Source organism: Galbibacter mesophilus (genome assembly GCF_023721415.1).
Lineage (GTDB): Bacteria > Bacteroidota > Bacteroidia > Flavobacteriales > Flavobacteriaceae > Galbibacter > Galbibacter mesophilus.
The window spans coordinates 76153-100197 of the sequence record NZ_JAMQVC010000002.1 but is presented as its reverse complement, the minus strand read 5'-3'; the positions used below and the strand labels follow the sequence as shown (position 1 = coordinate 100197).

The 24045-nt window shown below is 36.0% G+C and carries 18 protein-coding genes; 6 read left to right on the top strand and 12 right to left on the bottom strand.

Annotation, left to right across the window (positions count from 1 at the left end):
* Nucleotides 1-170: 170 nt before the first annotated feature.
* The 3 genes from NDQ75_RS07410 to NDQ75_RS07400 all read right to left on the bottom strand — a co-directional run bounded on the left by NDQ75_RS07410 (nt 171) and on the right by NDQ75_RS07400 (nt 3463).
* Nucleotides 171-1646, bottom strand: a complete 1476-nt coding sequence (locus NDQ75_RS07410; protein WP_202026822.1) for a BLUF domain-containing protein — start codon at nt 1644-1646, stop codon at nt 171-173.
* 349 nt (nt 1647-1995) lie between these two features.
* On the bottom strand, nt 1996-2610 hold the full coding sequence (locus NDQ75_RS07405) for an outer membrane beta-barrel protein (RefSeq protein WP_202026821.1): 615 nt from the start codon (nt 2608-2610) through the stop codon (nt 1996-1998).
* A 400-nt stretch (nt 2611-3010) separates the two neighbouring features.
* Complete coding sequence (locus NDQ75_RS07400) at nt 3011-3463, bottom strand: DUF4442 domain-containing protein (protein ID WP_202026820.1); 453 nt, start codon at nt 3461-3463, stop codon at nt 3011-3013.
* A gap of 444 nt (nt 3464-3907) precedes the next feature.
* Here NDQ75_RS07400 and NDQ75_RS07395 point away from each other — a divergent pair, with 444 nt between their 5' ends.
* The 6 genes from NDQ75_RS07395 to NDQ75_RS07370 all read left to right on the top strand — a co-directional run bounded on the left by NDQ75_RS07395 (nt 3908) and on the right by NDQ75_RS07370 (nt 9364).
* The gene (locus NDQ75_RS07395) at nt 3908-4378 is read left to right on the top strand and encodes a DUF4870 domain-containing protein (protein WP_202026819.1); all 471 of its coding nucleotides are present in this window, start codon (nt 3908-3910) and stop codon (nt 4376-4378) included.
* 72 nt (nt 4379-4450) lie between these two features.
* Entirely contained in the window at nt 4451-4774 is a 324-nt protein-coding gene (locus tag NDQ75_RS07390) for a PadR family transcriptional regulator (RefSeq protein ID WP_202026818.1), read from the top strand.
* 11 nt (nt 4775-4785) lie between these two features.
* On the top strand, nt 4786-6456 hold the full coding sequence (locus NDQ75_RS07385; RefSeq protein ID WP_202026817.1) for a PspC domain-containing protein: 1671 nt from the start codon (nt 4786-4788) through the stop codon (nt 6454-6456).
* Between the two features lie 22 nt (nt 6457-6478).
* The gene (locus NDQ75_RS07380; protein WP_202026816.1) at nt 6479-7180 is read left to right on the top strand and encodes a head GIN domain-containing protein; all 702 of its coding nucleotides are present in this window, start codon (nt 6479-6481) and stop codon (nt 7178-7180) included.
* Between the two features lie 130 nt (nt 7181-7310).
* Nucleotides 7311-8321 (top strand): dipeptide epimerase, encoded by a 1011-nt coding sequence (locus NDQ75_RS07375; RefSeq protein WP_202026815.1) that lies wholly within the window; start codon nt 7311-7313, stop codon nt 8319-8321.
* A 2-nt stretch (nt 8322-8323) separates the two neighbouring features.
* Nucleotides 8324-9364, top strand: a complete 1041-nt coding sequence (locus NDQ75_RS07370) for an aminotransferase class I/II-fold pyridoxal phosphate-dependent enzyme (protein ID WP_202026814.1) — start codon at nt 8324-8326, stop codon at nt 9362-9364.
* 77 nt (nt 9365-9441) lie between these two features.
* On the opposite strand, the gene NDQ75_RS07365 is transcribed toward NDQ75_RS07370, so the two are convergent.
* The 9 genes from NDQ75_RS07365 to NDQ75_RS07325 all read right to left on the bottom strand — a co-directional run bounded on the left by NDQ75_RS07365 (nt 9442) and on the right by NDQ75_RS07325 (nt 24030).
* The gene (locus NDQ75_RS07365) at nt 9442-10911 is read right to left on the bottom strand and encodes a SusD/RagB family nutrient-binding outer membrane lipoprotein (protein ID WP_207190409.1); all 1470 of its coding nucleotides are present in this window, start codon (nt 10909-10911) and stop codon (nt 9442-9444) included.
* Nucleotides 10912-10956: 45 nt separating this feature from the next.
* A complete protein-coding gene (locus NDQ75_RS07360) occupies nt 10957-13980 on the bottom strand; it encodes a SusC/RagA family TonB-linked outer membrane protein (protein WP_202026813.1) in 3024 nt (1007 codons plus the stop codon).
* Nucleotides 13981-14287: 307 nt separating this feature from the next.
* Entirely contained in the window at nt 14288-15676 is a 1389-nt protein-coding gene (locus tag NDQ75_RS07355) for a SusD/RagB family nutrient-binding outer membrane lipoprotein (RefSeq protein ID WP_202026812.1), read from the bottom strand.
* Nucleotides 15677-15686: 10 nt separating this feature from the next.
* On the bottom strand, nt 15687-18854 hold the full coding sequence (locus NDQ75_RS07350) for a SusC/RagA family TonB-linked outer membrane protein (protein WP_202026811.1): 3168 nt from the start codon (nt 18852-18854) through the stop codon (nt 15687-15689).
* Nucleotides 18855-19093: 239 nt separating this feature from the next.
* Nucleotides 19094-19810: a response regulator transcription factor gene (locus NDQ75_RS07345; RefSeq protein ID WP_202026810.1), complete on the bottom strand. Its 717-nt coding sequence runs from the start codon at nt 19808-19810 to the stop codon at nt 19094-19096.
* A gap of 4 nt (nt 19811-19814) precedes the next feature.
* Nucleotides 19815-21386, bottom strand: coding sequence for a sensor histidine kinase (locus NDQ75_RS07340; protein WP_202026809.1), 1572 nt, complete (start codon nt 21384-21386; stop codon nt 19815-19817).
* A 72-nt stretch (nt 21387-21458) separates the two neighbouring features.
* Nucleotides 21459-22055, bottom strand: coding sequence for a dephospho-CoA kinase (gene coaE, locus NDQ75_RS07335; protein WP_202026808.1), 597 nt, complete (start codon nt 22053-22055; stop codon nt 21459-21461).
* Nucleotides 22055-22954: a CdaR family protein gene (locus tag NDQ75_RS07330; RefSeq protein WP_242513601.1), complete on the bottom strand. Its 900-nt coding sequence runs from the start codon at nt 22952-22954 to the stop codon at nt 22055-22057. Before NDQ75_RS07330 ends, coaE begins: the two co-directional genes overlap by 1 nt.
* A 74-nt stretch (nt 22955-23028) precedes the next feature.
* On the bottom strand, nt 23029-24030 hold the full coding sequence (locus NDQ75_RS07325) for a glycosyltransferase (RefSeq protein WP_202026806.1): 1002 nt from the start codon (nt 24028-24030) through the stop codon (nt 23029-23031).
* Nucleotides 24031-24045 lie beyond the last annotated feature (15 nt).

Sequence of the window (24045 nt, the reverse complement as noted above, 5' to 3'; positions counted from 1 at the left end):
ATTCTCTAAAATTATAGGTAATACACAATTGAATTATTTAAAGAACTATCTTTTTATTGGGCTAAGATGTTAAATACAATAACCACAAAACTATAATTGAAAATCGTCTTTCAATACCTTAATTAAGAAAAATAAGCACTGTATCGGGATTATAAAATGCTCAGGAAAATTTAAATTGCAATTTGAGTATGATTTTCAGCTTCTAAAATAAGTGTATTTCTAGCACTTTCCCACATCAATTTGGTTTGTAAAATATTATCTTGTTTACTTTTTGATGTCTTATCGAGCATTCGAAGCATATCGACGCTTAGTAATTTAAAGTCTTTTAGATTATTCATACTAAATACAGAAGGTTCCTCGATAAAAGCCATACTCCACTCGTCGAATATACGTCCAGACTTAAAACCTGTAAACATAATCTTAAGGTTTGAGTGTCTTTTGTCTAATTTAATCTGTTGATATATAGACTCGACATGGTCTTTGTTTCCTTCCAGCAACTGCATAAAATAACCTTCATGATAAATAAGGCAGCCCGTTATGGAATGTTTTTCATTAAACTTATTTGCTTCATGTAAAATATCTCTAAAATCATCATGCTTCAGGTTTTTGCTTGCTGTGGAATAATAGCAAAGCTCAAAAGTTGGATTAGACAAATGCAAATTTGATTTGTATTCTTTGGGAAGGATACCGTATTTCTCAGAGAAAATTCTAGAAAAGTAGCTACGACTGCTCAACCCAATTTTAAAAACTATTTCAGATATACTTAAATCGGTGTTTTCCAAAAGCTCTTTAGCCTTTAAAATTCTTAAATTCACTATGTATTTATTTACACTGAACCCAAAAAATTGTTGAAAACCGTACTGAATTCTTTTCTGATTTAATCCACTCTCCCGTTCAAGCTCTTTAATTTTTAAGGTTTTATCTAAATTTCTGCTTATATATTCACTCAGTTTTAACAGACTTGAAATTTCCGTTTGGGTTAATTCGTCTTTTCTCGCTTCTTTAGATTGATCCTGATCGTGATCCTTTAACTTGGAGGCCAACAAATGATACACAGCAGCTTCAACATTTAGTCTATCTTCTAATCGATGATTAGATAGTTTAAAAATTTTACTTAAATAGGCCGAATCCCTGTCCGAAATATCTCCAAAATAGGTGTATCTATGTTTACCGGCAAAGCCTTTAAAAATGTTATTCAACAAAACTGGAAGTTGACCTCTAAAATTATGGGAAGGTTCAAAATTGGTTTTGAACAAAGTGATTAAACCAAATTTAAGCTTGGTGTTTTTAGGAAGATAGAAATAAGATGTAGCCTTTTTTGTACTTCCTAAAATTACATTTTGAAAACGAAACGCGGTTTGCATTTCCTCATCAGGACCAAAACTATGTTGCATCATTCCCTCTTGTATCGATAGAAAATGGATAAATGCATCACTCTCCGTTTTATAGCTAAATTCTAAGGGCTGTTGCAAGGCAACATCAAACAAGAGTAATTCCAATCCCTTAAATAATTGCACGCAAGAAACTTCTCCTACTCCTTTTTCACTATCAATTTTTAACACTCCACCATCTGCAGTAGTGCTTCCTTTTTGTTCAAAAAAAGCCTCCAATTCTTCAAATAATATTCTCGAATCTAATTCAGACATTCTTATAAATCTTTATCAGTCACCAAAAATAGAACAAATTATATCACTAAGTTATCAGAATCAGTTGGGAAAATAACAAAATTGAATAATTATTAACTCTATTGGGAAAAATCATAGTTCATTTGAAGCAGAAATTTGCTTTTGTAAAAATTTTAACGTAATGAAAATCAATATTTTAAGAGTCATTTATGCAAATAAACAATACAGAACGTTAGATCCTTAAAAAGAACTAGAGGTTTAAACCACCTATGCAACCCTGTACAGAGGTTTATGACATAAATAAGCAGGATTAAAAAAGGTCGTCTAGAAACTTAGACGACCTTTAAAACTATATTATGGTGTGTAAATTTTATTTGCCCCATTTACCGCCACCTAAATAGAATCCAAGGGATATTCCGAAATAGCTATTTTTAATTTCGCCTGAAGTTGTTACACTATTCCCCATGCCATCGTCATATGAACTACCCAAGTCCGTTTTAGGAATAATGTTATACTCTACTCCAAGTCTGAATTTACCCAATTCAAAACCACCTCGAATCATTCCTCCAAACTTTCCATCAACATCCAATTCAGCTCCGTCAAAAGCAGTATCTGAGTCAAATTCAAAATTTCCCAGACCATAGTAACCTAAACCAGCTCCTAAGTAAGGCGCGAAAGATCCAGAACCACTATGAAAATAATAATCGTATGTACCTAAGTAAGATACTGTAGAGGAAAGTTTAGCTTCGGCAGATCCTCCACTCGCTTCAATTTCTTTCGCCATTGCAGCACTGGTTACACGAATACCAACATTCATGTTATCTGCAATATTGTATTTGGGTTCGATATCAAACATAACACCACCACCACCTTTAGGTATAGTGTAACCGATATCCAATCCAACTCTAAATTTCCCTTGCTCTTGAGCATTAGAAACCAGGACCACTCCGAAGAGCATAGCGACAATAAGTAATTTTTTGTTCATTTTTTAAATAGATTTGTTAATTAATATACACAACACAAACATATATAAATTTTCTATAATAAAAAATTAAGAGTTAGTTTTTTTTCTACAAAAAAACCTATATACTCTTTAAATGGTTGATAATAGAGTATTATTTCATTATTTTTTAATCATAAAAAAATTAAGCAATTCAAATGAAGAGTAAAATCCCTAATACACATTCAGTAATTAACTAGCTTATAATAGATTATTTACCGTGTTTCCGTTAAAAATTTTAATCTTTATTAAGCATATTAAAAGAAGAAGCTATAAAGCTCTATGCAAATTGGAAATTCTAAAATAAAAATAGTCGCCAATAAAAATACCCTAATCCGTTTCAGGGATTAGGGCAGTACAAAAAATTATAAAAGTCTCTTCTAAATTATTTTACTTTAACGGTCCATTCAAAATCAAATGTGGAAACTACATCTCCAGCTTCATCTCTACCGATGGACTGCATCCAAAAGGTTTGTCCTTCCCCTGTTTCGATGGTGTTTTTAATGGCCTCATCTATTAAATGACCGTCGTTACATTCAAAAGTAATTCTTCCTGTGGCTTTTTTAGAAAAGTTCGCTTTGTTGTTAGCAACGAGCATGGATATTTTATGATTTTGCTCGCGTATTTTCCCGATTACAATAGCACCTGTTGACAATTCCGCAGCCATTCCTTGCACTGCCCAGAACATAGAATTGAATGGATTTTGGTTAATCCATCGGTGCTTTACAGATGTCGTACAACTTTCATCATTAATGGCCATTACACGCACCCCACACAACCAAGCAGAAGGCAATTTAAACATTGAGAATTTATTGAGTTCCGAAGGAGTTAATTTCATATATAATAGGTTTTAAAAACTTTTTAAATTTCCTTTCCAAATGCACGACAACATTCTTCGGAATGGATAATTTCTTCAAAAGTAATTAAAGAAGTTATTTAAACTTTTACAAATTGGCTAAAAATTTGCTATTTCGCACCTCTATTTCTTCTTTTTCTTGCTCCGTAGCACTGCTATGCAGCTCAAAAAAACTTCATAGAGGCACAAAACCATTAATTCCTGCCTGCCGGCGAGGCAGGTTCGCTTCAACTCAAAAAGTTTAAATTACTTCTTATAAAACATTCCTTAATACTCTTAAATTCTTGTTAAATTAGAGTACTATGTTTTGCATAATACCTTTTTTTAGATATATATTTGCAATAGAAATTAGTAGGTTATATAATTCAATTTCTAATTAATCATCAATCAACTCTCCATTTTGGAGCATCAAATCAAAAAACGAACATGGAATCAACCATCAGTAAACATGAAAAAAACTTGGCGGCGGTTATACATCTTTCAACCTTTTCCAAGTATTTTATCCCATTTGGGAACTTTATTATTCCACTACTCTTGTGGACATCCAACAGGGAAAAATTGCCATTTGTAGATGAAAATGGAAAACAGGCCATCAATTTTCAAATAAGCATTTTATTATACAGCATTGTGCTGGGCCTAATAGCAATTCCTGTAGTATTATTTACAGCTTGGGAATTTGTGGGACTTGCAGACCTTTTGGAGCATAACCGACATGCAGTGGATTTTAATTTCGAGCATTTCAGCGGTTTCGGTTGGAACGCGGGCCTAATTTCACTTTTGGGAATGTTGGGTATAGCTCTATTAATAATGGATGTATTTTGCAGCATTATAGCCACCATTCGTGCCAATGAAGGAACGGCTTACAAATACCCTTTTACTATTGCATTCATCAAATAGCATTAATCATCATCAATCAAATCAAAAAGATCAATCAAAAAACGAACCGTTTAACAAAAGTATCATGAAACCATGAATATAGAGAACACAAAAGCACAAATGCGCAAAGGGGTTTTAGAATACTGCATTCTATCCATTTTAGAAAATGAGGATAAATATGCTTCTGAAATTCTAGAAACCCTAAAGGACGCAAAAATGCTTGTAGTAGAAGGTACTATTTACCCCTTACTCACAAGACTTAAGAACGCCGGCTTGCTAAGCTACCGATGGGAAGAATCCACTTCTGGCCCACCAAGAAAATATTACACCCTTACCGATGAAGGTAAGCTATTTTTAAAAGAGCTCGACACCACTTGGGACGAGTTAAGAAATGCAGTTAACCTGGTAACAAAATAAAAGCACTAACTATGAATAAGACAATCAATATAAACCTGGCAAACACCTTCTTCCACATAGATGAAGATGCGTATATAAAGCTCCAGCACTATCTGGACGCCATTAAAAGATCTTTTACCGACTCCCAAGGTAAAGCTGAAATAATTGCTGATATTGAAGCAAGAATAGCGGAACTTTTTTCTGAAAAACTATCACACGATAGGCAGGTGGTTACCATCAAAGAAGTAGAGGAAGTGATCGCCATTATGGGACAACCGGAAGATTATTTGGTAGATGAAGAAATCTTTGAGGATGAGCCAAAAGCAAAAACCTCACACGCCAAAAAAGAACGTAAGCAATTATTTAGGGATACCGATAATAAATATATCGGTGGTGTTTCCGCTGGTTTAAGTCATTATCTAGGTATCGATGCTCTTTGGGTACGCTTGCTTTTCATCCTTACCACTATTTTTTCAGGATTTGGTATTTTGGTTTACATTCTGTTTTGGATTTTGGTTCCAGAAGCAGCTACCACTGCCCAGAAAATTGCCATGACAGGGGAACCGGTTAACATCAGTAATATCGAAAAAAAAATCAAGGAAGGCTTTGATGGTGTTACCGAAAAAGTGAAAAGTGTAGATTACGACAAGATGGGCGCTTCTGTAAAAAAAAATTCCAAGAATTTTTTTGACTCGATAATGTCCGTTATTCTATTCTTTTTTAAAGTTTTAGCAAAGTTCATTGGAATTATTGTAATTGTTACTGCCGCCACAGTTTTAATAGCGCTTTTCATAGGTTTATTCACAGCAGGCACGATTGACTTCTGGGGACACCAGCCCTGGCAAGAATATATAGACATAACGGTAGACGCCCCTGTGTGGCTTATCTCCCTCCTGTCTTTCTTTGCCATTGGAATTCCATTTTTCTTTTTATTCTATTTAGGATTAAAGATTTTAGTTAACAACTTGAAATCCATAGGAAATGTTGCTAAATTTACACTGTTAGGGGTTTGGCTGCTATCTATTATTGGTCTTATAACTTTAGGAGTAAAAACAGCGACCGAATACAGTTTTAATGCCACCGCAACGGAAACGCAAACTATCCCGCTAACCTCTGCGGATACCTTAGAGATACGTATGGTAGAAGCCCAAAACTTAAAGAATCGGTATTTCCGTGATTCTGATTTTGATATTGCAATGGACGGCGATAGAAAACTTATCTACAGTGAAGTGGTGCAAGTCACTATTAAGCAATCCCCAAACAACGAAGCACGGATAGAAATTGAGAAAAAATCGCAGGGAAATAATTACAGCAATGCTTTTGAAAGAGCTGATAAAATAGAATACTCTTTTAATTTGGATAACAATGTTTTATACTTGAACAATTACCTAACTACCGATTTTAAAAATAAGTTTCGTGACCAAGAAGTAGAAATAACTGTTTTTATACCACAGGATAGATTTGTTAAGATTCACAATTCAGTACGTTATAAAATTGGAGGGGATATTAAAAATGATCAAAATTACTACGGAAGGTCTTTGGCAAACCACACTTGGCTAATGGACGACTTAGGAGTGCTTACATGTCTAGATTGCCCTGTAGAAGAGGAAATTTCAGAAGAAGAAAATCCTTCCGAAGAAATAGAAACAATAGATTCTTTAGAAATTGAAGAACCTAAAACTGTAGTAAAAGACAGTCTGTAAATCAATCAAAAAAACTAAAATCATGAGTACATTAATTAAAGTAGTAATATCTTTCGTAATCTCACTGTTCCTGGTCTCGTGCAACCTAAATTTTGGTGGCGGCGTGAAAGGAAATGGAAATGTAATTACCGAACAGCGCGGAGCTGATGAAACCATTGAATCTGTAAAAGCTACCGAAGGGCTGGACGTTTTTGTAACACAATCAGAAAGTACTTCCATAAAAGTAGAGGCTGATGAAAATGTAATCGACCTAATAGAAACAAGCGTTAGCAATGGAACCTTAAAAATTAGCTGTAAAGAACCTATTGGTAGGGTTTCTTCTAAAAAAGTCTATGTTTCCTTGCCCAAAATTGTTAGTTTGGAAAGCAGCAGCGGAGCAGACATGAGTACCATGGGAACTATTGAAGCCAACGAAATTTCCTTGGATGCCAGCAGCGGTAGCGACATTGAAGCCGAATTACAAGCAACTAGTGTCACTTTAAAAGCGAGCAGCGGTGCCGAAATTGAAGTGTACGGTGTTACAGAAACACTAAAGGCCAATGCTAGCAGCGGCGCCGATATAAATGCCCACCGATTAAAAGCTAAAATTGTAAAAGCCGATGCCAGTAGCGGTGCAGACATTGAAGTAAACGCTGCCAATGAAATAGCCATTCATAAATCTTCTGGTGGCGAAGTTTCCTACAATGGAAGTCCGAAAATTGTAGAAAATGTAAAGATTGATTAAAACACCATACCAACAACCAACCAAACCCAACGGCGGGCATTTATTCTTTGCAGAGTAAATGCTCGCTTTTTTTCTACAATACACGCTGTTTTAATAGTTCATTTTATATCTTCGTACAAAACAACATTTCATGCAAGTTTCCCTAAAAAAATATGTGCTGGAATTAGAGCACACCTTCAGTATTTCTCGTGAATCCCACGATTTTCAAGACAGTTTAGTAGTTGGTCTTCACCTTAACGGAAAAACGGGCTATGGAGAAGCCACCGCCAATCCGTATTACAAAATTACTGTTGCTTCCATGATGGAAGAAATTCGTGGCATTGAAAAAGAAATCAATGATTTCAATTTTGACAAACCTGAAGGTTTTCATACTTTTTTGAAGGACAAAGGGTTAAGCAATTTTGCTATATGCGCTTTAGATTTAGCTGCACACGATCTTTATGGTAAACTTCAAGGAAAACCATTGTATGAAATTTGGGGAACAAGCAACGAAAGTTATCCTATAACCAATTACACTATCGGGATTGATTCCGTAGAAAAAATGGTGGAGAAAATGCTCCAAAAACCGTGGCCTCTGTATAAAATAAAATTAGGAACACAAAACGACCTTGAAATTGTAAAACAATTAAGGGAGCATACCGTCGCTATTTTTAGAATTGACGCCAACAATGCATGGACTCCTGAGCAAACGCTGGAACTTGCTCCAAAATTGAAAGAGTTGGGAGTTGAGTTTTTAGAACAGCCTTTACCTGCTGATAACTTAGAAGGTTACAAGCAGATAATCGACAAATGTGTTCTGCCCATTATTGCTGATGAAAGTTGCATTACTGAAGAAGATGTGGATAAATGTCATGGGCACTTTACCGGAATTAATATAAAATTAACGAAGTGCGGCGGACTTACACCTGCGCTACGAATGATTAAACGCGGCAAAGAGTTGGGAATGAAAGTAATGGTTGGGTGTATGACGGAGTCTTCGGTAGGAATTTCTGCTATCGCACAACTATTGCCGCAATTGGATTATGTAGATATGGATGGTGCCATGCTTTTAAAACACGATATCGCAAAAGGCGTTGAAATTTTAGAAGGTGGTAAAGTTATTTTCCCTTCGGAAGGAGGATCTGGGGTAACCTTATTATAACTATGATTACAAAAGTTGATGAATTTCCCGATAGAAAAATCACTACTGAATTAGGCGACTTTCTTTATTTTGGAGGCACGGCATATTTGGGCTTGCAGACGTTGTCCGATTTTCAACAAATTTTTATTGAGAATATTCAAAAGTACGGAACCAACTATGGTGCTTCCCGAAAATCGAATATACAATTCTCTATTTTTGAAGAAGTAGAATCATATTTAGCAAAGAAAATTGGCAGCGAAAGCTGTTGTACGCTCTCATCCGGATATTTGGCTTCCCAACTGGTTAGTCATTATTTTTCTTCGGAAGAATACCAAAAATTGATTGTTCCTCATACACATTCATCGCTTTTCACTAAAAATGAAACCGCTTGTATAGATTACCATCATTTTTTAAAAGTATTTCAACAATCTGAAAAAGATAAAAAAAAAGTAATATTCTTTGATTCAGTCGATTTTACTGAAAACACTTACCCCAGTTATCCGTTCTTAAAAAATTTGGATCTCACTGAAACCATTTTAGTTGTTGACGATTCCCACGGATTTGGTGTTCTTGGGAAAACTGGCGAAGGTGTGTATAAATTACTGAAACAATTTAACGCCAAAGAAATAGTGGTCTGTGGTTCTCTGGGAAAAGGATTTGGTGTGCAAGCAGGCGCCATTTTTGGCACTCAAACCAGGATAGCATCTATACAAAAAACAGATACTTATGGTGGTGCTTCTCCTGCTCTTCCTGCGGCAGTTTCAACTTTAAAAGATGCATCTAGCATTTACGAAGAACGACTTAAGAAACTGCGGGAAAACCAAGATTTATTTTATAACAATTTGAAGAAGAAAGAATTGTTTGTTCAGTTAAGCGACCATCCTACATTCACATTTTTCAACGAAAGGCTTACTGAACATTTACTTGCAAACAACATCTTGATAACTAGTTTTCGCTACCCAACAGAAAATGATGAATTGATGAGTAGAATTGTGCTTAGCGCACACCATACAAAAGAGGACATCGAAAAGCTTGTTACTGCATTAAATTGTTTTACAGGCTAATATAAAACGTAAAAATCCCAAAACCTAGTCAACTTTTGTTATCCTAAGTTTTGGGATTTCAGTTTTAGTAAATAAGATTATTCCGGCATATTCCACCAAAGAGGAGTCGTTAATCGTATTGCTGGATTGTTATCTGGAATGTTTTCATAGTTTCTACTTTCTTCGTTATTTTCATACATCATGGCTTGAATCCAATCATCTTCATTAGGAAATATATCCAAATTAACATTTTCCGGTCTTTTTAGGCCAGGATAAATAGTATCATCGTAGTCCATTCTCCTCATATCTACCCATGTTTCTGGATTCAACATGTTGGCTATATACTTCTGTACCATTATATGAGACAAGGTAATTTTCGAAATGCCCACTTCATCATCCAACTTGTTTAAATATGTACTTATTTTGGCTGGAGGAACTGCTAACTTATCTAGATCTGCTTGCACCCCTTCCTTCATTGCCGCAAAAGCACCACTTTTATCGCCAGATCTAAATCTGGCCTCGGCTTCAATAAATTTAACTTCACTATACGTCATCATGTAGGTTGGGGAATCTGGTTTGGTGTAAAAACCGCCATTTCCTATGGAATAATTATCATAAGAATCGGTGTCGGTGTCCACTCCAGCTCCCGTTCTAACTCCGAAGTATCCTCCATTCACTGCTTCCGGTACAATTGTGGGCAACCTAGGATCTTCAAAAGGTTCTTCTAAATTCAGAGGGTTTTTAAGTAATTTCACAAAAAACTCAGAAAAGAAATCAAATCGCGTAGATCCAAAACCATCCTCACTGAATGGTTGATTTTGGTTTACTGCCTCCCCCCCAAGAAACTGAACTTTAGCATTGTCTTGATTTGATGAAAATGCTTTTTGACATAAATTTATTATCTCTTGAGGGTTGTAAGTCAGCTCTCCAGAAGATTTCTTAGACAAATGATTCATATACCGTGCTTTTAAGGCATAAGCAAATTGCTTCCAAGAGTTCTCATCGCCTTCATAAAGAACATCTCCTTCTTCAATATTTAAACCAATTTCACTGGGTTGATCCAATTCTTCAATAGCCTGATCCAACAAAGAAAAAATTGTTTTGTAAGCTTCTTCTTGGTTAACAAACTGAGGTGTAAGATTCATGGAGGATTCTCCATCGTAAGTATCTTCCGTCACAATCGAACCATACTGATCTGTCGCCATTCCATAAACATAGGCCCTTAAAATTTTACCAACCGCTACATAATTGGGGGCGTTGTATTCCCTGCCTAAAACAATTAAATCTGCAGTATTTGGCAAAGCATACACATACGCATTTTGCCAGAAAAAATAGCTACCTGATGTTAAAAAAGAGCTCCAGGTTTCTGAATAATAGTTCGCCACATTTTGTGATCCATATTGTACAATTCCAAGAACTTCCCGCGTTCCCCTATATTGGGCCGTACCGGTAGTATTTTCAATAGCACCTTGAATTCTGTATTGGGGTGCCAGTGATTTTGTAGTTGGAGCTGTTTCAGAAGTATTCACATCAAAATAATCATCTGAACACGAAACAGTTACTATCAATAATGTCGTATATATATATATTTTACTATCTTCATTGTTGTTATGTTAAAATGTGAATTTCAAACCCAAGTCAAAGCCTTTGGTGTTTGGAGTACCGAGATTATCGATGTAGGTGGAACCTGCACCAGATACCCCTGCTCCAAAAGTATTAACCTCTGGATCTACTCCACTATAATTCGTAATTGTGAATAAATTTCTTCCCGTGGTATATAATTCCAATGAGGACAACGAGAATTTTTCGATTAGTTCCCTTGGAAACCTATAGGATAATGTTATATATCTTAATCGGGCAAATGAACCGTCTTCAATAAAATTGTTAGAATCTAAGGAGTAATAATTAGTATAATAGTTTTGGTCCTTTGTAGTGGTAACTTCCCTAGGGTTCCCAACTGGGTCTACACCTGTAAAAGTAACTTGTTCACCCCTATCGAGCGTTATAGGGCTTTGTCCGTAGTAAATCATGGCCGACTCGGTAGCGTTGTACACGTCCTGCCCATAAACTATATCCAATAAAAAAGAAAGAGAAACTCCTTTATATCTAAACGTATTTGTTATCCCTAGAGTCCAATCTGGCATTCTATTTACGTTTGGATAAGTTTGATCTGTTAAAACGGGTAAGCCACTATCATCAATAATGATATTACCATTATCGTCTTTTGTTGGCTGCCTACCTCTCAATCCGAATAGAGAACCATCTAAAATAGCTGCTCCTGCTGCTGAGTTTCGAAAAGTAAATGAATCGGAAAGATATACTTCATTTAAAAAGCCAGGCAGCTCTTCCACAGTACTTTGATTCATCCCAAAATTGAAATCAGAAGACCAGAATAATCCATTGTTCTTCGGTCTTAAGATTTTTGCGGAGAGTAAAGCTTCAAATCCGGTATTTTTTATAGATCCGCCATTGAGTGTGGCAAAAAAGGTTCCTGTTGTTGGGGGCACCCGAATATCCCTCAATATCTGATTATCTGATAAACTATAATAATAGGACATATCCAGAGACAACCGATTGTTCAAAAATCTTACTTCGGCCCCCACTTCATAACTATCGGTAAATTCTGGCTCTAAATCAGGATTCCCTACATTAACCCCATTCCAAGCATAGGCCGAACTAGCGGAGCCATTAATGTTTTTACCTAATGAGCTTTCCAAAGCCCCTATGGGTGCATCTTTACCTACTTTAGCCCATGTACCTCTTAACTTTAAATAGTTTAGGGTGCCATCGGTTGGAATTTCGAACAAATCGGTAAGTATCGCTGCCGCTCCTACGGAAGGATAAAAGAAAGACCTTTTTTCAGGACGGATCGTCGAGGTCCAATCATTTCTTCCTGTTGCTGTTAAAAATAGAGCATCCTTCCAACCAAGCTTTAACTCACCAAACAAACCTATAATTCTTTTCCGACGAATCAACTCATTAACTGTTTGATCTTCTTTTGCCACATTGGCCACACTGTATATGCCCGGTGTTTGAAATCCGTCTCCAGAAGTGTAGGTCGTACGAATATCCAACTCTTCAATCGAATTACCCATCATGGCATCTAAAGTAATATCTTCCGTTATTTTCTTATTGTACCGCAACAACAACATGGAAGTGAACCTGGAGTGGTCTTTTTCATATTGACTTATAAAACCATCTTCTCTATTTTCTACCAAAGATCCATTTCCAGTGATTCTTTTACTATATTCATTATAATCATCCGTACCTACTTTGTAGGTTACATGAAAGTCGTTTAAAAATTGATAATTCAAGTTTATAACCCCTATTAAACGTCTGACATCGTTGGTATTGGGACTGTTTGCGATACTCCAATAAGGATTATCGAATTGCTGATCGCTGAAAAATTTCTTCTGGGAGCCATCCGGATTTAAATAATCTCTTGCATTCACGTTTACAGGATATGACAGCAAACTGTTAAAGCTACCACCAGTAGCATTACCCTGTCTTGTACTTGCAATAGAAGTATTTATATAATTTCCGGAAACGCCAACGGTAAAATTTTCTCCAAACTTTGAATTTGCATTTATTTTGAAGGACGTTTTATCGTAAGCTGTACTAGGAATAATCCCATCTTGGGAAATGTCACCAATTGAAAAATAGATATTGCTTTTTTCGCTTCCTGCGGAATAACTAACGTTATGATTTTGTGTAATCCCGGTTTTGTAGAAATCATCAATATTTCTATAAATTGGTGATCCATCAAGGATTTTATTACCCCATGAAAAAGAAGATTCTGGATTAATCTCTCCGTCCGACTCTTCTTCACCTTGTCCATATATAGTCTGAACATCTGGAGTACCCAAAATTTGATCGACTGACAGCGAACCGGAATAACTTACTTTACTAACGCCGGCTTTTCCTTTCTTGGTAGTTATTATTACCGCACCATTTGATGCCTGAATACCATATAAAGCCGCTGCTGTTGGTCCTTTTAAAACCGAAATACTCTCAATATCTTCTGGATTAATATCCGATGCCCGGTTTATGCTTGCAACTTGAGAACTCGATTCAGTAGAGTTATCTATGGGAATACCATCCACCACAAATAACGGTTGATTATTTCCCGTAATAGAATTACCTCCTCGAATTAAAATCACGGAAGAAGCTCCTGGAGCACCGCCAGAATTCGAAATGGTAACTCCCGACACCTTTCCCTGCAAGCCATTAACCATATTATTTTGGTTCCCTTCCAGTAACTGCTCTGAGGAAACCGATTGAATTGCATTACTGACTGATTTTTTCTTGGCAGCTTGACCAAAAGCCCCTACAACTACAACTTCATCCAAGCTCTGGGCGTCTTCCATCATGCTGACATTTATAACCGCGTTTGTCCCAACAGTTTTGCTTATAGTCTTCATGCCGACATAGGTAAATATTAAAACATTTCCTTGTGAAGTGCTTATGGTGTAATTTCCGTCAAAATCGGTGGTGGTACCGATAGAAGTTCCATCTACCCGGATAGTTACTCCTGGTAATGGTGTCCCTTGTGCATCTGTTACTGTACCGCTAACCGATTGTGCAAAAGCAAAACAGCAGTACAATAACAGTGTCATTGTAATTAATACTCTATTCATATTCAAATTTTAAGTTGTTTAAATATTTATATCACCAATCAAATTAATGAAATAAAGCATTAAAATATAGAAATAAAATATAATTTAAAGAATATAAGCTGTTTTTAACATAAAATAGTCTTAAAATTAAAAAGAAAGAGTAGTGTAGTTTTTATGAAGGCTTATTGAATAGTTTAAGCTGTTTCTGAAATACGACACTTAATAAGTCGAAGAAAAATTCAACAAATAGATTATTGATAAGGAGAGGGAATAAAAAAACGGCTCGAAAATCGAGCCGTTTGTAAATTAAAGGAAAAGTAGTATTTTTCTATTTATCCCACCAAATCTTGCCATAAATATCATTTTGACCACCAAATTGTCTCTGAATAGCTTCGTTATAGCTTTCTTCATTATTAAAAGCTTCATTGTCTGGATAACCAAGTCTTGTTGGAATATCCACTCCATTAGGTGAAACAAATATATCCGGTAATCCTGTTCTTCTCCATTCTGCCCACGCTTCGTAACCAAACATATACAGATGAATCCAACGTTGTAAAGCAATTTGTTCCATAGCAGAATTCCCGTTAAACATTATATCGGGTTGTGCTAAATAATCCGAAACACCATCTGTAGTTCCAGTCCATTGCAAAATTGAATTCTCAATTGCTGTCTTGTAATAACCTTCTGAATCACCAGCTATCCAACCACGTTCTGATGCCTCTGCCATAGCAAAAAGAACCTGTGCATAGGTTAGCAGATAAACTGGGGCATCTTGAGCGTAGATATCATCACCAAGTAATGAATATTCCTCTGTCCCAATATTTTCTTCCTCCCCATACAACATACCCACGTATTCTCCATTACTTCGTGCAGGATTAGCATAAATTGGTAATCTAGGATCATCGTAAGGCTTCATTTGAGAAACCATGCCTTCAGTTATCGCCCACCACTCCCGGTTTCTGTCCACAATTTGGGAATACCAATAATTTTGATTATTGGCTTCAGCCAAATGCTGAAAAAATAAATTATCTTCATTGGAAGAAAGTACACCATCTCCCATTGCGTCAACAAATTCGGCTTGCGCTTTGGCAGGATCTACTTCCGATAATCGCAATGCCATCAAAAGTCTTATAGAGTTTGACAATTTCCTCCATTTTTGCATGTCGCCTCCATAAATTATATCATTGCTTAAGTCCCCGCTTACCATCATATTAGCGGCTTCTTTAAGTTCATTAAACAAATCATTATAGATAGACTCCTGGGTATCATATTTCGGCGTAAAATTTTCTTGCCCTTTTAAAGCTTCCGTGTAAGGAACATCCCCCCACCTATCTGTAATATTCCAAAAATAATATGCCTTAAGAATTTTAGCCACTGCTAATTGATTCACTACAGGTCCATCTGCAGCAGATAAATCTTCAGACGTTAAAACCGCTTCAAGGTCTGCCAATGGTCCCTGATACCATCCATAAAAGCTAGTATTTTGCATGGGATATAAAGACACGCCCACATATTGAGATTCTGCCAGATATTGAGCCATAAATTCACCTTGCGGAGACGAGCTAAGACCTGGAAGGGACAATTGAGCTTGTGCAATTAATTGCATTCCCGAAGCTTGATTAGGAGCATTCGGATTGGAATTGATGTCATCATCAAAATTGCTACAACTACTCAATACGAGTGTTATTAACAATATATATATATTTATTTTTTTCATCTTCATCTGTTTAGAATGTAACATTTAAATTCACCCCATAAGACCTAACGGTGGGTAGTTGTCCAGATTCATACCAACTAATGGATTGTGCACCCGTAGATATTTCCGAAGGATTTATCCCTTCAGGAGCTTCTTGCCAAATCATTAAAGGGTTTCTAGCAATTAATGATAAACTCATGGTTTCAAAAGGAAGTTTATCCATTAAAGATTCTCCTAAGGTGTATTGTACCCTTAGTTCCCTTAGCTTCACATATGAAGCGTCGTACAGCCACTCTTCATAGATTCTTCTTCCCAAAGTATTTCTATAATAGGAACGGGCGTCTACATAAGCTGTCACTTCTTGACCAGTTGAAGCAGAAATACCGCTAACCTTAACTCCCCCGCCTTGATCTAAAGGATCCCTTACGTTCATACCGTTGTCGTTTGTAGCAACCGTTAGAGCATCTTGTCCAGTTCTTACAGCTAGCATTTTAGATCTACTAAAAAATTGCCCCCCACCTTGAAAATCAATCATTCCTGTAATAGCAAATTGACCAATTCTGAATGTATTTTGAAAACCACCATTAAAATCTGGCAAAACAGAACCAAAGTTATGCGTTGCATCTGTATATAAAGGCATATTATTGTCGTCCAATAATATCTGTCCAGTAGCTTCATCCCTTTGATAAGCTTGTCCAACTAAGCTACCAAATGGCTCTCCAACATAAGAGTTTAAATAACTCGTAACACTTGCATAGGTTGTAGAATCATATGTGTATACATCTATACCAGGTGCAAGTTCCACTACCTCACTTTCATTTTTGTTTATATTAAAGGTAAAATCCCAAGCAAAATTTTCACTTTGCAAAGGTGTAGCCCTAACTGTTAATTCATAACCATCATTTTCTATAAGTCCCGCATTAATAATACTAGAACTATAGCCACTGGTTCCAGATACGTCCAAATTCAATATCTGATTTTTATTTTTTTGCTGATAATAAGTGAAGTCAAAGCCCAGTCTATTGCTGAAGAAGTTAAGTTCCATCCCAGCCTCAAAGGAGTTTGAAAATGAAGGTTCAATAACTGGGTTATTCAGTCTGTCTGGCACAAAAAGTGTATTCACTCCATCATATACCGTTCCAACACCATAATAAACGCTTGTTTGGTATGGACTTAAATCTGAACCTGCCTGAGCATAACTTGCTCTTATTTTACCGAAACTCAATGGCTTCCAGTTAATTAATTCACTAAAAACCACACTTCCGGATACTGAAGGGTACCAGTAAGAATTATTCTGCTCTGGTAAAGCAGACGAATTATCATTTCTTATAGAGGCGTCTATAAAATATGTGCCATCATAGCCAAGAGACACCAAACTATAGAAACTTCTAATTTCTTTCTGAAGAAGATAGGAAGTTGTATTTGGTCTATCAATTGAAGCATCGATATTATAAAATCCAGGTGATGATAGTCCACCTACAGTACTTTGAGAAAGATAGGAATAATTTCTTTTATAAATATTACCACCTAAAGTCGCATCCAATGAAAATTTATCCCAAGACTTTTTGTATTGAGCTAAAAGTTCATAATTAAACTCTTTATTTTGATATTTTCCTATTGAATATGATGGTAATCTTGTTCCGCCAAAAGCCTGTCTTTCCTCTATATTCTGAGTAAACATATCGGTTCTTAAAAAGCCGCTTATCTCTAATTCAGGAATTACTTTATAGGACATCCCAATATCCCCAAAAAAACGATCTCTTGTGTCCGTGCTTATATTTTCATATGCTTCGAAGTATGGATTGTTCCAATAAAGCGGACTAAAATTAGTCAATTCTCCAGTGCTTGAACTTGGTCTCCTTAAATTCCAGTGCAAAAATGTACCATCATCATATTTATAATCCCTCAAACGGTTCATATCTATATTTCTTTGAAACCACTGCACTAAATAACTTCCCCCGTATTCTGACCCTTGAGAAGGTCGCTGACCTTCATTTCCTGCATAATTTATATTGCTAGATACCGTAAGTTTATCAGATAAATTTAAACTCGCACTTAAACCAATATTGGTACGATCTAAATGTGTATTAGGTACAACACCTTCTGTATTGGTATGGTTCGCACTCAATCTAATAGAGGTATTTTCATTACCACCGGTAATGGATATATTATTATTGAATGTACTCCCTGTATTATAATAATCCTCAACGTTATTCGGGTGTGCAACAAAAGGAGTAAGTTGTCCGTATTCTGGATCTTGTGGATAAAAACTGAAAACTTGCCTTACAGGAGTACCATCCATTTTCGGACCCCAACTCTCATCCACACTAATATCTACGTAAGGATCTCCATTAGGTAAAGTTCTGAAAGACTGACTTGAACCTCCTCCATATAAATTTTGTAATGGAATAAAATTATACGCCGACTCCAATGAGAACGAAGAAGAAAACTGCACCCCTACCTTTTTTGGTCCTTTTTTCCCTTTTTTAGTAGTTATCATTATTACACCAAACTGTCCTCTAATTCCATACAAGGCAGAAGCTGCAGGTCCTTTTAAAACATTTACCTCCGCAATATCGTTTGGATTTATATCTTGAGCGAGATTACCATAATCTGCTTGATCACTTCCCGAAAAGTTTGCATTTGAAATTGGTGTTCCATCGATAACAATTAAAGGTTGATCCCCTCCACTAATTGAGTTAACCCCTCTTATTTTTATCTTTTGAGTTCCCCCCATACTAGCTCCAGAAGACCCAGTAACCTGAACCCCCGCTACCCTACCAGACAGAGAGCCTAGTACATTTTGCTCGTTAGTTAATGTAAAGTTATCACCATCCACTTCCTGAGTGGCATATCCTAACGACTTCTTGTCTCTTGAAATCCCCAAAGCCGTAACTACAACTTCGTCCAAGCTTTGTGCGTCTTCTACCATACTTACGTTGATAACTGTACTGGCTCCAACCGTTTTGGTGATTGCTTTCATACCGATGTAGGTAAACACTAATACATCGCCTTCTGCAGCGGCTAAAGTGTAATTACCGTCAAAATCGGTTGTTGTACCCTTTGAAGTCCCATCGACTTGAATGGTTACTCCCGGCAAAGGGGTTCCTTGTCCATCTGATACCCTACCACTAACGGATTGCGCAAACGCAAAACCACAGTACAATAACAGTGTCATTGTAACTAATAATTTGTTCATTTGTTTATTTTAAGTTGATTGAACCGTAAAAATAGTGAAAATTTACAGTAATTTAACAATAAGAAGACGAATTGTTAAATTTATAAAAATAGGTAGGGTCTAAAATGCGATTGGCATGCAATTATATAATTTTTTAAGAATTTTACAATAAAAAAAGGATGCCATTTTTTTGACATCCTTTTTTTATCACAAACAGTTTAGGTTATTTTAAACTGCTAACATTTTGACTTTTCACAACCTTAGTTTTCGGCTTCGCTTTTTACAACCAACCTAAACCCTTCACCGTGAATGTTTAATATTTCTACATCGTCATCCTTTTTAAGATATTTTCTTAATTTGGCGATGTAAACATCCATACTTCGGGAAGTGAAATAATTATCGTCTCTCCAAATTTTTGTTAGCGCTAACTCCCGTGGCATTAAATCATTTTCATGCAATGCTAATAAACGTAATAATTCATTTTCCTTTGGAGATAGTTTTATCGGCTCTTCTTCCTTATAAGTTAAGAATCGTAACTTCGAATTTAAATGGAAATTACCAATCTCAAATTCAAATTGCTTACTATCGGCCAACGATTCTGTTGACTTCCTTTGAATAATCGCTTTGATTTTAAATAATAATACTTCCGAATCAAAGGGCTTGTTCAAATAATCATCTGCACCTACTTTATAACCTTTCAGAACATCCTCTTTCATGGTCTTTGCCGTTAAGAAGATAATCGGAATATTTTCATCCTTTTCCCTAATCTCCTTGGCCAATGTAAATCCGTCTTTGTAAGGCATCATTACATCAAGTATACATAAATCGTAGTGATCTTTTCTGAATTTTTCATATCCCTCCATCCCATTTTTGGCTAGGGTTACATCAAAATCGTTCATTGAAAGGTAATCTTTAAGAACAATCCCGAAATTGGGGTCATCTTCTACTAATAAAATCTTTTTGTTTACTGTTTCCATGTTTCTATATTAAAGGTAACTTTATAAAAAAGGTACTTCCTTTATCTTTTTCACTATCTGCGTAAACTTCACCTTGGTGATCGTCTACAATGCTTTTTACATAAGCGAGCCCTAAACCGTGTCCTTTTATATTGTGAATATTCCCAGTGGATTCACGATAGAATTTTTCAAATATTCTTTTAAGAACGGCTTTACTCATTCCGGCTCCTTTATCACTTATTTTTATAACAATGCTATTTTTTACAATTTCGGTATAAACATCAATTTCCGGAGCATTCGGGGAATATTTATTAGCATTATCCAAAATATTCACCAGTATATTGGTAAGATGAAAATCGTTTCCTAATATTTCACTCCTTGGTGCATCTAAATGCGTTTTTATGCGTCCGCCCCTATTTTCCACCATCAACTCTACATGAGCAATCGCTTCGTCTATAATATCGTGAACATCTACCTTATCTTTACTTATATCCAATTGATTCTTTTCAAGTTTCGAAATACGCAATACATTTTCTACTTGAGCATGCATTCTTTTATTCTCGTCCCGAATCATTTGCAAATAACGCTTTACCCTGTCCGGATCTTCAAAAGCTTTCGGGTTTTTCATAGAATCCAATGCCAAATTAATAGTGGCAATGGGCGTTTTAAACTCATGTGTCATGTTGTTGATAAAATCCGTTTTTATTTCTGAAATCTGCTTTTGTTTTATCAATTGATACAGTGCACTTGAATATGCTATGATTATGATAAGCGTAAATACCACCGAAAGTATTGCCATTTCAATTATAGAAGAAATCAGAAATTTCTTTTTTTCAGGAAAACTCACCAACAAGTCGTAGTTGCTATTCCCTTCACTATCTTTAAACAAGGCTGTTTTGTAACGAGATTGTGCCATTTGTATCCTGTTGCTGGACCGAACTTTGGTCACTAACCCTTTGCTAAAAATTCCATACTCAAAGTTGAGTTTTACTCCTCGATTCTTAAGTTCTTTCTGAAGCAAAAGTTCAATTTCTTGTCTACTAACCCGCTTATGAATTGGCACTCTTTTAGCCGCTTCCTTAAAAACATCCTCAAACTGTGCTTTATCTAAAGCGGAAAATCCTCCTATCTTTTCAATTCGTTCTACAGGAGAATACACCTTACCATCAATACCATACTCCTCCTTAAAAATTTGCGTAGTGCGTTTGCTCGTATAATTTTTAATGGTTGCTGTATCTGCATTGTTATTATCAAAGAACGTGGAAGAAATGCCATAATCTTCTTCTAAAATTCCGTGGGAATAAATAAGCGTTTCGTTATTATTCCTATCTTTTTCAACAAAGAAAAACTCTCGTAAGGTGGCTCCTTTTAGATCTCCAATACTATCTTTAAGCTTAATATACTTATCGAAATAATCCCTTATCTCCCTATCTTCTATTTTCTCTGAAACAGAATGAAGGACTTGGGAAATCATATTGGAGAATTGCTCCTCTTTATCGTCTACTGCTGTTTTAATCCAATAACCCTGAACGAATATAATCCCCATCAAGGACAAACTCATTAAGATTACCAGAAGTACAAATAAGCGTCTACTCATTTGGTCAAAATTAAGGCTTTGTAATAAGGTATGTTAAGCATTTAACCTAACGTTAACAAAAATGTTAAATTTTTAGGTTGAAATACTTTTTTTAAGTAATAACGAATGTACTTTTCCTACAAGTTCTCGCGTAGTTTCTAAATTTATATTTTGGATAACGTAATCAGATTGCTTTATTTTTTCCTCTTCGGGCCACTGATTTTTCATGCGCTCTTCTACGGCTTCTTTTGCAGTGTTATCACGCGTCAGCACCCTTTCAATACGTAGTTTCTCTGGAGCAGACACAGTTACAATGTAGTCACAATCTTTAAAACTTCCACTTTCAAAAAGAATAGCCGCTTCTTTTAGGACATAGGGGGCTGTTTGCTGTTCTTTCCAACTTTTAAATGAAGTCGCTACCGCTGGATGGATAATTGAATTTAATTGCTGAAGTTTATTTTTATCCTTAAAAACAATGCCTGCAATATAAGCCGTATTGGGTTTACCATCTGCTTGATACGCTTCATTGCCCAAAAAAGACTTCACAGCTTCCTTAACACTTTCGTTATTCGCCATCAATTTCTTCCCCTCGGCATCGGCAATAAATACAGGCACACCCATTTCTTCGAAAAATTTGGCTACCGTAGATTTTCCACTTCCTATGCCTCCTGTTAAACCAACTACAAACATTACTGCTTTTTTATTAAGAATTCCAATTTCATATCCAACATTTTCACGGATGTAACATACTTAGGTTTCTCTACTAATCGCGGTATAACAACGGCGCTATTTTTTTGTATATCATTATAATCGCAAACCACTTTAAAGCCGTTTTCATTTATATTTTTCAGTTGCGAAATGGGTGCTTTACAAATAAGTTTGACTTTATCGGGATACAATTTTAGCGTGGTGTTTTCTGGTAAATTTTGAACTTGCACTGGTACCAAAATAATTCTTTCTGAATACCGCTCCATCGTCCCGCTAATCGTAATTCTTTTGGTTTCAAATTCCAGTTCTTTAACGGAATCTGGGATTTTTAAAGGCAAAACGTATTCAAAACTGCCTTTTACGTTGTTATAGTTCCCTTTTTCCGTGGTTACTTCCTTAATTTTTTTCACCAAATCTTCCGGGCCACGCACCCAAATGGAATCGGGCTGAATTCTTAATGAATCCTTCAATTGATGGTCTTCAGCAAATTCAAAATGAATATCGGGGTCTACTTTTATATACTTTTTCTTGTTCACCCCTAAATCCAGCAGCAATGAATCCTGATTCATTTTACGCACCACTAAAGATTTATACTGATTGTTGATTACATTTTCTACCTGGGCTGGAAGCATGTAAAAATGGTCTCCTTTTTTTTCTTTGAAATTATCCAACGGTAAATTCAATTCCCTTCTGAAGATTCTATAGTTCAATATCTTAAATCCCGAAGCTTCAATATCAACCGTTATATTCTTTTTAGGTTTTCCCAAAACCAGCTTATCCTCTGGAATGGACATGTAGTTTAAATTGAAGGTTACATGGGAAATATAATTGTCGGAAAGGGAAATTAAAAACCAAATAAAGGAAGAAATGAATAAAAACATCAAAAAAATTGATGCTTTTGGCTTTTTTAGTAACGCTTTTAAATATGTGAAAAATTTCCCTGCCATTAATTCGATTACTTAAAAAAAAGTTTTGGAAAAATATCTTCCGGATTTTTACTGGAAAAGGTAATTAAAAAAGTAGATTTCACAAAAGCCAATCCGTAACCTACAAACTGAACAACCACGGCGAAAACAGAAAGTAATGCGATTTTGGCACTGCGATTTTTATAAAGTGCTTCCGCGAAAACCGCCAAGAAATAGAAACCGTACAACCTTAGCAACAAAGGTGCATCAGCGGCCCAAAACAACAACGAAACAAGAAAGCCTAAAACAAAAACAGATGGAAACCAATAGGTAATTTTCTTGGTCTCAGGATGCCACTTATTTAAAATAGGCCTTGTTAGACCAAACTTTTGAACTTGCTGATAAAACTTTTCCCAAGAAATTCTTCGTTTATGATAAACAAACGCCTCCGGTATTAAAACCGTATCAAAACCGGCTTTCCACAAACGGATGGTGAGGTCTGGATCTTCCCCGGGATGAATTTTCCCAAAGCCGCCAGTCGCTTCAAATGCCTTTTTGGAAAGTCCCATATTAAAACTTCGTGGCTGAAATTTATTAACCGATTTTTTCCCACCACGTATACCGCCCGTCGTTAAAAACGACGTCATGCTGTAGTTAATAGCTTTTTGAAGGTCGGTAAACGATTCATGTGCTGCATCAGGTCCACCGTAACAATCTACATAATTCTTATCCAGCGCTTTTTTAGCCTCTTCTAAATACTGCGGTGGCAAAATACAATCGGAATCTAAAATAATATAATAGTTTCCTTTGGCTTTTTTCATACCATAATTCCTAGAATCGCCGGGGCCAGAATTTGGTTTAAAGTAGTAAGAAATATTCAAGTCAGCTTCAAAAAGCTTTACTACACTTTCCGAAGAAATGGTAGAACCGTCTTCTACGATTACCACTTCAAAAGGAATAGAACCCGTTAGCGCCCGCATACTTTCCAGCAGTTCTTTAATCTCTTCCGGACGATTGTAAACAGGAATTATAAATGAGAAATCAAGCATCATCTTCTTTCTAGCTTT